Origin of the sequence: Flavobacterium pisciphilum (genome assembly GCF_020905345.1) — a bacterium.
In the GTDB taxonomy this organism is placed as follows: domain Bacteria; phylum Bacteroidota; class Bacteroidia; order Flavobacteriales; family Flavobacteriaceae; genus Flavobacterium; species Flavobacterium pisciphilum.
This window is the reverse complement of sequence record NZ_JAJJMO010000001.1, coordinates 1125651-1135070: the sequence shown is the minus strand read 5'-3', so window position 1 is coordinate 1135070 and position 9420 is coordinate 1125651. Positions and strand designations below refer to the sequence as shown.

Here is a 9420-nt window from a genome sequence, read left to right as displayed (position 1 = left end):
CTTGGTATTTAGATGATTAGACTATTTTGTTTTTGAAATTAAAATCCCGACGAAATACATTTATCATAGATTAAGTACATGTTTTTTTGTGTAATTATTTTTAGAACCTCTTAAAAAGTTAAATTTTAAGAATATTCATAATTGAGAAAATTGATCTCAAAATTGGGTAGGTGTTTTTTTAAGAATTTATTATGATGATTTCTTGTCGCAAATATTTTGTTACTATAAAAGTTGAAATATAAAAACTCTATAAAAGAGATGTCTTTATGAAATTCTTTTGTAAATTGTAGCTAAATTTTCAAGACTGTTTTTGCGATTTTATCATAAAGTTTAATTTTTTGAAACTACAAGAGATCAAAAAAACAAGTATATACAAGTCAGAAAATTGAAAATATATTCCTTGTAAAACAAATAGTATCCGTAATATGAAAAATTTAATATTAATCAGACATGCAAAATCAAGTTGGGAAGCACCTTTGAAAGATTTTGATAGACCTTTGATGAAAAAAGGAATTCATGATGCGCATAACGTTTCAGCTAGTATTTCAAAATTTCTACCTAAGACTTTTTTGATGTGGAGTAGTACAGCTGCTAGGGCAGTAGAAACGGCACTTATTTTTGCACAAAATATTTCATATCCAATAGAAAGTATCATTTACAAAGACGATCTTTATACCTTTGATGAGAAACAATTAGAAAAGGTTATCAAATCGTGTAATAATGCTTTCGAAAGTGTTATTCTTTTTGGACATAACGAGGCTATTACAAATTTTGTTAATAAATTTGGGGATGTTTTCATCGATAATGTACCTACATCAGGTTTTGTATCACTACAATTTGATACAGAAAGTTGGGACAAAATTGATAAAGGCAGAACTCAAAAAACCATTTTCCCTAAAGATTTAAAATGAATACAGTGTACGAACAAAAATATATAGATAGAGAAAAAAGTTGGCTGGCATTTAACGCAAGAGTATTACAAGAAGCAGCCGATATTACAGTACCACTTTTAGACAGATTAAGATTTTTAGGAATTTTTTCGAATAATTTAGATGAGTTTTTTAGAGTTCGTTATGCCGCTATCCGTAGATTAAGTCTTTCAGGGATTTCAGGTGAAAAATATTTAGGAGGGATATCTGCTCAACAATTAGTTAAAGACATTACTGAAATAGTAATTCAACAGCAATCAGAAAGTTTGAGAATATTAAGCAATATAGAAGCTGAGTTAGAAACAGAGAATATCTTTATTATTACCGAAAACGAGATTACAAAAGATCAAGAAGAATATTTAAAGAATTTCTTCATTGAGAAACTAAGTCCAGAATTGGTTACAATCATATTAAATGATTTAGCCGAATTTCCAGTTTTAAAAGATACGTTAGGTTATTTGGCAGTACGTTTAGAGATGAATCATACTGGTGAAGTTCGATATGCTGTTATTGAAATTCCTAAAACGATCAATCGATTTGTAGTCTTGCCATCCAATGATGATAAGAACTATATTATTTTAATAGATGATGTCATTAGGCATAATCTGAGCAGCATCTTTACCATTTTTGATTACAAGAGTGTTTCTGCACATATGATAAAGATTACTCGTGATGCACAATTGGATATCGATAGTGATTTGAGTAAAAGTATGCTCGAGAAAATAGCATCCTCAGTTAAGGATAGACGAATAGGAGAGCCAGTTCGTTTTATTTACGATCAATTGATAGAGCCAGATACCTTGCAGTTTTTTCTCGAAAAAATGAAAATTATTTCAACAGATAGTATTATTCCAGGAGGAAGATATCATAATCGACGCGATTATATGAATTTCCCTAATCTGGGGAGATACGATTTATTGTATAAAACCAATTTACCATTGCCAATTCCAGGATTGAGTATGGAAGGAAGTATTTTGGAAAAAATTGGTAAAAAAGATTATTTGTTAAATGCACCATATCAGTCATTTTCATACGTAACAAAGTTTTTGCGAGAAGCAGCTTTGGATCCAAAAGTTGCATCAATCAAGATTACATTATACCGTTTGGCTAAAAATTCCCAAATTATTAGTTCATTAATAAATGCTGCTAAAAACGGAAAAAAAGTAATAGTACAAATAGAGTTACAAGCTCGATTTGATGAAGCTTCAAATATTTCATATGCAGAGCAAATGCAAATGGAAGGGATAGAGCTTATTTTTGGAATTAAAGGGCTAAAAGTACATAGCAAAATATGTGTAATCGAAAGAGTTGATGAGGGGAAAACCAAAAGATATGGGTTTATTTCAACAGGAAATTTCAATGAATCAACGGCTAAGATTTATACAGATGTTACATTGTTTACCAGTCATCAGCAAATCCTAAAAGATATATCCAAGATATTTGAATTCTTTGATATCAATTATAGAGTTCATCGTTACAAGCATTTAATTGTATCGCCACATTATACAAGATCCAAATTTGTAAAGTTAATAGATCGAGAAATTTTACATGCTTTGGCAGGTCGTAAAACATACATAAAGCTTAAAATGAATAGTTTGTCAGATTTTAAGATGATAGATAAACTATATGAAGCTAGTAATGCAGGAGTGAAAATACAATTGCAAGTAAGAGGAATTTGTTCTCTGATTCCAGGAATTCCAGGAATGAGCGAAAATATAGAAGCTATAAGTATAGTCGACAACTATCTGGAGCATTCAAGAGTTTATATTTTTGGTAATGCAGGGTTGAGTGAGGTATATATATCATCAGCAGATTTTATGACAAGAAATCTTGATGGAAGAGTTGAAGTAACTTGTCCAATTTATGATCAAGCAATTAAAAATGAGTTAATAGATAACTTTAATATTGCTTGGAAAGGAAATGTAAAAGTGCGTTTCCATTCTTATAAATTAGATAATAAATACAAAGCTAGAAATCACCATGCTGTATTTAGAGCACAATTAGAAACATACAAATATTATCAAAACAAAGTAAATGCTATAGAAGAGGTTGTTTAAAGCATACATGAATGGCCTTTTATATCAAGAGACTTAATTTCAAATCATAAGCGAGAATGATTAAAATAAAAAAATATGGAGCAATCGATATTGGATCAAATGCCATGCGATTGTTAATTTCCAATGTTGTAGAACAAGAGGGTAAGGAACCTCAATTTAATAAAAGTTCCCTAGTACGTGTGCCAATTCGTTTAGGTCAGGATGCCTTTACAGTTGGTGAAATATCTGAAGAAAATATCGAAAGAATGTGTGATGCAATGAAAGCATTTAATCTTTTGATGAAAGTACATAAAGTAGAGCGTTATATGGCATTTGCTACTTCGGCAATGAGAGAAGCTTATAACGGTAAGGAAGTAGTAGCGTTGATTAAGAAGAAAGCAGATATAAAAATTGAAATCATTGATGGTAAAAAAGAAGCTGCTATCATTGCTTCAACAGATTTACATCATTTATTAAAAACAGATCAGACGTATCTTTTCGTAGATGTTGGTGGTGGAAGTACTGAATTTACTCTATTCTCTAATGGAAAAATGGTTACTTCAAGGTCATTCAAAGCAGGAACAGTACGATTGTTAAATGGTATGGTTTGCGATGTTGTATGGGATGAAATTGAAAAATGGATTAAAACAAATACAGAAGAATACGAAGAAGTAACGCTTATAGGATCAGGAGGAAACATTAATAAATTGTTTAAAATGTCGGGTAAGCAACAGGAAAAGCCATTGTCATACATTTATGTGAACTCACAATACGCTTTTTTAAATTCTCTAACATACGATCAGAGAATTGCTGAATTAGGACTTAATCCCGATCGTGCCGATGTTATTATTCCAGCAACGAGAATTTATCTTAATGCAATGAAATGGAGTGGAGCACGACAAATTTATGTTCCCAAAATAGGTCTTTCTGATGGTATTGTGAAAGCAATGTATTATGGAAAGATATAATAAACTTAAAACTAAATAATTTATGAATAAAACGAGATTAGAGGCATTCAGTGATGGCGTTTTGGCAATTATAATTACCATAATGATTCTTGAAATAAAAGTTCCGGAGAAAGAAAGTTTTAGAGACTTAATTCCTCTAATCCCTAAGTTTTTAAGTTATATATTAAGTTTTATTTACGTTGGGATTTACTGGAACAACCACCATTATTTATTACATGGATTGTCAAAAGTAAATGGGAAAATTCTTTGGGCTAATTTGCATTTGCTTTTTTGGTTATCGCTTATTCCAGTTTCAACAGGATGGATGGGAGAGCATAATTTTGCAAAAGCTTCACTGGCATTATATGGAATTATTTTAATGCTTTGTGCAATTGCCTATAATATACTTCAAAAGTATATTACCTTAAACGAAGGGAAAGACTCAGCTTTAACCAAAGCATTAGGAAAAGATTTGAAAGGGAAAGTGTCAATAGTTTTATACTTTATAGGAATAGTTTCTTCTTTTTATACTGAATGGATTTCAGGTGCTTGCTATTTGATAGTGGCTTTCTTATGGTTAATTCCAGATAAAAGAATAGAGAAAATTTTTAATTCTGCCGAAAAAGCAATTGATTCTTAAGATAGATCTCTTGTAATGTGGGCTTTATTTATAATAAAATACAATGAAATCAATATTCCAATCTCTTCAGATTTTGCCTCTAGATGAATTAGATAAACTGGATAGTTTAATCACCAAAAAGAAACTAAGAAAGGGAGATTTTTTAATTCAGGAGACACAAATATCCAAAGAAATTGTTTTGATAAAATCGGGTGCCTTACGCTCATTTTATATCAACAATGAAGGAGAGGAAATTACAAACTGCATTACATTTGAGGATGAATTTATGGCCGCTTTTGCTAGCTTTATTACTCAAAAACCGACTCAAGAAAATATTCAAGCATTATTTGATACAGAACTCGAAGTAATAAGCCATGCTAGTATTGAGAGTCTATATGAAAACAATATTTATTGGCAAAAAGTAGGGCGAGTATTAGCAGAACTACAATATATTAATTTAGAACAACGAATTTTATCTTTTCAGAAATTTACAGGTAAAGAACGTTATGAAACACTTTTTAAAAATCACCCCAACTATATTCAGCTAATTCCGTTGCAATATTTAGCTTCTTTTCTAGGAGTTACTCCAAGGCATCTAAGCCGTATTCGAAAAGCCATTTTATAGGACATTTGTCTAGTTCCTGAGGGATATCTCGTTGTTATATTTGCTAAAAACAATATATAATAATGAGAAAAAATATTTTAGTAATCGGAGGGACAGGATTAGTAGGTAAGGTTATACTGCGCATATTTCAAGGAAGAAACCCTAACTATAATTTGTTTGTTGGTAGTCGCCAATTAGGGAATACTGCCAATGATTTGGTTATTGATGTTACTAATCCACAAACTTTTGATAGTATCAAACATAATAAAATTGATCTAATTGTATTGTGCACAAAAGATAGTAATAATGAAGTTTTACAATTTGCAATACAAAACAAGATAGATTATATTGATATTACAAAACCTACCCCAGATTTAACGGCTGCTTATGATTTAGCTAAGGCAAATGAGAAAAATGTAAAGAGTCATATTGTTTTTGGTTCAGGTTGGATGGGAGGAATTGTAGGGAGTTTGATGGATTTTGCTGAACCAGATAAGCATAAAATTCAAGAAGCAAATCTTTTCATTTATTATTCTATAAAAGATCTGGCAGGGAAAAGCTCAGCTGATTTTTTGGCAGAAAATGTGTGTAAGCCATTTATCGTCTATAAAAATAACAAACCACAAAATGCCAAGCATTTTCTAAATTCTGAAAAATTTGATTTCTCATTCGGAATAGGAAAACGTCAAGTTTATAACCTTGATGTTCCAGAGTTGTTTATTTTAAATCAGATAGAAAAGATACCAACTGTTTCGGTTAAAATGACCTATAATTCTAAATTTGTTACTAGTTTAATGGGGTATTTTCAGTCGCTAAAGATTTTTAATATCATGTTTTTAAGAGAAAGAAAGTTATTGTTTGGAGGAAGTGGAAATGGAGATCAAGCTGTTTTTGAAATCGTTATTAAAACTCAGAATAAAACAAAAAAAATTAGTCTGCAAAGTAGTAAAGGCCAAGCTGAATTGACAGCATTTTCTACAGTTTTACATATTGAAAAGATGTTGGATGATACCTTGGCAAGTGGAATTTATTTTAGCCATCAAATGCATTCTTCAAAAGAAGTTTATGAAGCATTAAATAGTTATAGCACAATTAATCTAAAAATAAGCTAATTAAACATGAAAAAGATTCTCATAATCAACGGACACCCTAACCCCGCAAGTTTTAATTTTGCTTTAGCAGAAGCTTATAAAAAAGGAGCTTTAGCAACAAATGCAAAAGTAGAGACAATTACAATAGCCGATTTAAAGTTCAATCCTAATTTGCAATTTGGTTACCAAAAAAGAACTGAATTAGAACCAGATTTATTAGAATCTTGGGAAAAAATAAAAAGAGCAGACCATTTGGTTTGGATTCATCCCGTTTGGTGGGGAGGTTTACCCGCAATTACCAAAGGATTTTTAGATCGTCTTTTTTTGCCAGGAATGGCATTTCAATATCGTGAAAATTCAATTTTTTGGGATAAACTACTAAAGGGTAAAACAGCTCATATTATTACCACTTTAGATCAACCAGGTTGGTATTATAGATTGTTTTTTGGAAGACCAAGTGTTAATCAATTGCGTAAGTCAACTTTGGAATTTTGTGGTGTAAAGCCAGTAAAAGTCAGTTATATTGGTGTTATTAAAACAGCTAAGAGCGACCAAAGAGAAAAATGGCTGACGAAAGTTTATAATTTTGGATTAAAAAATAAGTAGGCTTAAGTATGTAAATCTAATCCAAATGTTGTTCTTAAAAGTTCAATGTTTGGATTTATTTCTAATAAACGGTTGTAACGATCTTGGTCGTTTAAGCTTCTTTTACTTTCGATAGCCTCATTTACAATTACTTCAATTGTAATATCATGATTGTGTAAATGCCCTTTTAAATGCCCTAATAAACCATTAAGTTCTTTTTCAAAATCTAGTTTAGAACCTTCATTTGGTAATTCGATAGTGATGGCAGTTCCATTTAAAACAGGGTCGTTTATAAGTAATATAGATTCCATTATCTTGAATCCTTTCTCACCTAAGCGTTGTGCGTATTTATTCCACTGTAGTAACATTTCAGTTTCAGTAAAATCTTCAGTAGGTAAATGCGTTGTAGGTTTTACATAAGATTTACTGCTTTCTTCTAAAGCTTTTTTGGCACGAATACTAGATAATGAAAATGCAGAAATCCCCGGTTTTACTGTATTAGGAATTACTGGTTTTGCCTCAGTTACTAGAGCCTCAGGTTTTACTGGTTCTGAAGCAGTATTAGGAGTTGCTGTAGGGGCAATAGTATCTTCTTTCTTTTCAGCAGGAGCTTTAACTTCTGTGATAGAGAAAGTAGGATTTCTATAATAAGTAGGCGGTATTATGTATTGGTCAACTTTTTTTTTTCTCCATCAAAGTTGATAGAGGCTAATTGCATTAAACTAAGTTCAACCAATAGGCGCTGATTCTGACTTAGTTTGTATTTTAAATCACAATCATTGGCAATTTCAATTCCTTTTAAAAGAAATTCTTGACTCGCTTTTTGAGATTGTACAGCATACATTTGTTGCGCTTGTTCACCAACTTCAAGAAGTGATAATGTTGCAGGAGTTTTACTAACTAATAAATCTCTAAAATGTGATGCTAAACCAGCTATAAAATGATGTCCATCAAATCCTTTAGAAAGAATGTCATTGTACGCCATTAATAGTTCTGGAATTTTATTCTCAAGGATAAAATCGGTGATAGATATGTATGTTTCGTAATCTAAAACGTTTAGGTTTTCAGTAACTGCCTGACGTGTTAAATTAGTACCACAATAGGAAACCACTCGGTCAAAAATAGACAAAGCATCACGCATTGCACCATCCGCTTTTTGAGCAATAATGTGTAGTGCATCGTCTTCATAAACGACACCTTGACTTGTTGCAACGTCCGCTAAATGTTCTTTGGCATCTTTTACAGTGATTCTTTTAAAATCAAAAATTTGACAACGAGATAAAATCGTTGGAATGATTTTATGTTTCTCTGTCGTTGCTAATATAAAGATGGCATGCTTAGGCGGTTCTTCTAATGTCTTTAAGAAAGCATTAAAAGCTGCCGATGATAACATATGCACCTCGTCAATAATATATACTTTGTATTGTCCGGTTTGTGGTGGAATTCGAACTTGGTCAATCAAGTTACGAATATCATCTACAGAGTTGTTAGAAGCAGCATCAAGTTCAAAAACGTTAAAAGCAAAATCTTCATTAGGATCATCATATCCAGGCTGATTTATTTTTCGAGCAAGAATACGTGCACAAGTAGTTTTTCCAACTCCACGAGGTCCAGTAAATAATAAAGCCGAAGCAAGGTGGTTACTTTCTATGGCATTTAGTAAAGTGTTGGTAATGGCTTTTTGTCCCACAACATCTTTAAATGTCTGCGGACGATACTTACGAGCCGATACTACAAATTGTTCCATAGATTGTTTATTGGATAGCAAAGATAGATTATAATTTAAAGATTTAAAAATTTAAAGATTGAAAGATTTCGTGTGTTTTAATAGTTATTGATTTTTAAATAATTACTATTTAATAGTTGCGTTTAGCTTTTGTAACATAACTCCATTCTTGTAATTAATTATTCACTTTTAGAATGTTAATTTGTAATGAAAAAAATAATTATTTTAGCTAAAAATAAATAGATTCTTTTATAAGGTTGTTTAATTGAGTCGTTTAGAAGAACCGTTTAATAGTAATTTTATAAAAACAGATAAAATGAAAAATAATAAAAAAGAGTTATCACCAGAACAAATTTCGTCACTGCTCCAGATATTGAAAACTCGTTTTGAGAAAAATAAGAGTCGTCATGAAGCTATTGAATGGGGGAAAGTACAAGCGAAATTAGAAGCTAATCCCGAAAAATTATGGTCACTCAATGAAATGGAAATAACAGAAGGAGAACCAGATGTTGTTGGTTATGATAAGATAACAGATGAATATATTTTTTATGATTGTTCAGCTGAAAGTCCTAAAGGGCGTAGAAGTATTTGTTATGACCATGAAGCACTAGAAAAAAGGAAAGAAAATAAGCCAAAAGACAGTGCTATTAATATGGCTGCTAGTATGGGAGTTGAGCTTTTGACTGAAAAAGAATATCGAGAGCTACAGCAACTTGGGAAATTTGACACAAAGACATCAAGTTGGATAATAACACCATCAGATATAAGAAAACTAGGAGGAGCTCTTTTTTCAGATTTTCGTTATAATACTGTTTTTGTGTATCACAACGGCGCAGATTCTTATTATGCTGTTAGAGGATTTCGTGGGTCTTTAAGGATTTAA

General features: G+C 31.3%; 11 protein-coding genes. 9 read left to right on the top strand and 2 right to left on the bottom strand.

Translation table 11 applies throughout. The features are described from left to right. Nucleotides 1–425 precede the first annotated feature (425 nt). The 7 genes from LNQ49_RS04305 (at nt 426) to LNQ49_RS04275 (ending at nt 6832) form a co-directional block, all read left to right on the top strand. Complete coding sequence (locus LNQ49_RS04305; protein ID WP_229987487.1) at nt 426–911, top strand: SixA phosphatase family protein; 486 nt, start codon at nt 426–428, stop codon at nt 909–911. Then, nucleotides 908–2986 carry a polyphosphate kinase 1 gene (gene ppk1, locus LNQ49_RS04300; RefSeq protein ID WP_229987486.1) on the top strand — a complete coding sequence of 693 codons (2079 nt, stop codon included), beginning with the start codon at nt 908–910 and terminating at the stop codon, nt 2984–2986. The genes LNQ49_RS04305 and ppk1 overlap by 4 nt, the downstream gene beginning before the upstream one ends. Before the next feature lie 56 nt (nt 2987–3042). Further along, nucleotides 3043–3933, top strand: coding sequence for a Ppx/GppA phosphatase family protein (locus tag LNQ49_RS04295; protein ID WP_229987485.1), 891 nt, complete (start codon nt 3043–3045; stop codon nt 3931–3933). Between the two features lie 22 nt (nt 3934–3955). Then, a complete protein-coding gene (locus LNQ49_RS04290; RefSeq protein WP_229987484.1) occupies nt 3956–4552 on the top strand; it encodes a TMEM175 family protein in 597 nt (198 codons plus the stop codon). Nucleotides 4553–4595: 43 nt separating this feature from the next. After that, nucleotides 4596–5156 carry a Crp/Fnr family transcriptional regulator gene (locus LNQ49_RS04285; RefSeq protein WP_229987483.1) on the top strand — a complete coding sequence of 187 codons (561 nt, stop codon included), beginning with the start codon at nt 4596–4598 and terminating at the stop codon, nt 5154–5156. Nucleotides 5157–5218: 62 nt separating this feature from the next. After that, nucleotides 5219–6247 (top strand): saccharopine dehydrogenase family protein, encoded by a 1029-nt coding sequence (locus LNQ49_RS04280; RefSeq protein ID WP_229987482.1) that lies wholly within the window; start codon nt 5219–5221, stop codon nt 6245–6247. A gap of 6 nt (nt 6248–6253) precedes the next feature. Then, on the top strand, nt 6254–6832 hold the full coding sequence (locus LNQ49_RS04275; protein ID WP_229987481.1) for an NAD(P)H-dependent oxidoreductase: 579 nt from the start codon (nt 6254–6256) through the stop codon (nt 6830–6832). Between the two features lie 2 nt (nt 6833–6834). Here the strand turns inward: LNQ49_RS04275 and LNQ49_RS04270 are convergent, their stop codons facing one another. Continuing rightward, on the bottom strand, nt 6835–7179 hold the full coding sequence (locus tag LNQ49_RS04270; RefSeq protein ID WP_229987480.1) for a DNA polymerase III: 345 nt from the start codon (nt 7177–7179) through the stop codon (nt 6835–6837). A 79-nt stretch (nt 7180–7258) separates the two neighbouring features. Between LNQ49_RS04270 and LNQ49_RS04265 the strand changes: the two genes are divergently transcribed. Beyond that, a complete protein-coding gene (locus LNQ49_RS04265; protein WP_229987479.1) occupies nt 7259–7459 on the top strand; it encodes a hypothetical protein in 201 nt (66 codons plus the stop codon). A gap of 13 nt (nt 7460–7472) precedes the next feature. Here the strand turns inward: LNQ49_RS04265 and dnaX are convergent, their stop codons facing one another. Continuing rightward, nucleotides 7473–8558 carry a DNA polymerase III subunit gamma/tau gene (dnaX, locus tag LNQ49_RS04260; protein ID WP_229987478.1) on the bottom strand — a complete coding sequence of 362 codons (1086 nt, stop codon included), beginning with the start codon at nt 8556–8558 and terminating at the stop codon, nt 7473–7475. Between the two features lie 295 nt (nt 8559–8853). On the opposite strand from dnaX, the gene LNQ49_RS04255 reads away from it, so the two are divergent. Next, entirely contained in the window at nt 8854–9420 is a 567-nt protein-coding gene (locus LNQ49_RS04255) for a DUF4256 domain-containing protein (RefSeq protein WP_229987477.1), read from the top strand.

What these genes read in the sequence shown, in the direction of transcription:
- LNQ49_RS04255 (WP_229987477.1), top strand. Translation starts at nt 8,854, where the DNA reads ATGAAAAATAATAAAAAAGAGTTATCACCAGAACAAATTTCGTCACTG.
- LNQ49_RS04285 (WP_229987483.1), top strand. Translation starts at nt 4,596, where the DNA reads ATGAAATCAATATTCCAATCTCTTCAGATTTTGCCTCTAGATGAATTA.
- ppk1 (WP_229987486.1), top strand. Translation starts at nt 908, where the DNA reads ATGAATACAGTGTACGAACAAAAATATATAGATAGAGAAAAAAGTTGG.
- LNQ49_RS04295 (WP_229987485.1), top strand. Translation starts at nt 3,043, where the DNA reads ATGATTAAAATAAAAAAATATGGAGCAATCGATATTGGATCAAATGCC.
- LNQ49_RS04280 (WP_229987482.1), top strand. Translation starts at nt 5,219, where the DNA reads ATGAGAAAAAATATTTTAGTAATCGGAGGGACAGGATTAGTAGGTAAG.
- dnaX (WP_229987478.1), bottom strand. Translation starts at nt 8,558, where the DNA reads ATGGAACAATTTGTAGTATCGGCTCGTAAGTATCGTCCGCAGACATTT.
- LNQ49_RS04275 (WP_229987481.1), top strand. Translation starts at nt 6,254, where the DNA reads ATGAAAAAGATTCTCATAATCAACGGACACCCTAACCCCGCAAGTTTT.
- LNQ49_RS04290 (WP_229987484.1), top strand. Translation starts at nt 3,956, where the DNA reads ATGAATAAAACGAGATTAGAGGCATTCAGTGATGGCGTTTTGGCAATT.
- LNQ49_RS04305 (WP_229987487.1), top strand. Translation starts at nt 426, where the DNA reads ATGAAAAATTTAATATTAATCAGACATGCAAAATCAAGTTGGGAAGCA.
- LNQ49_RS04270 (WP_229987480.1), bottom strand. Translation starts at nt 7,179, where the DNA reads ATGTTACTACAGTGGAATAAATACGCACAACGCTTAGGTGAGAAAGGA.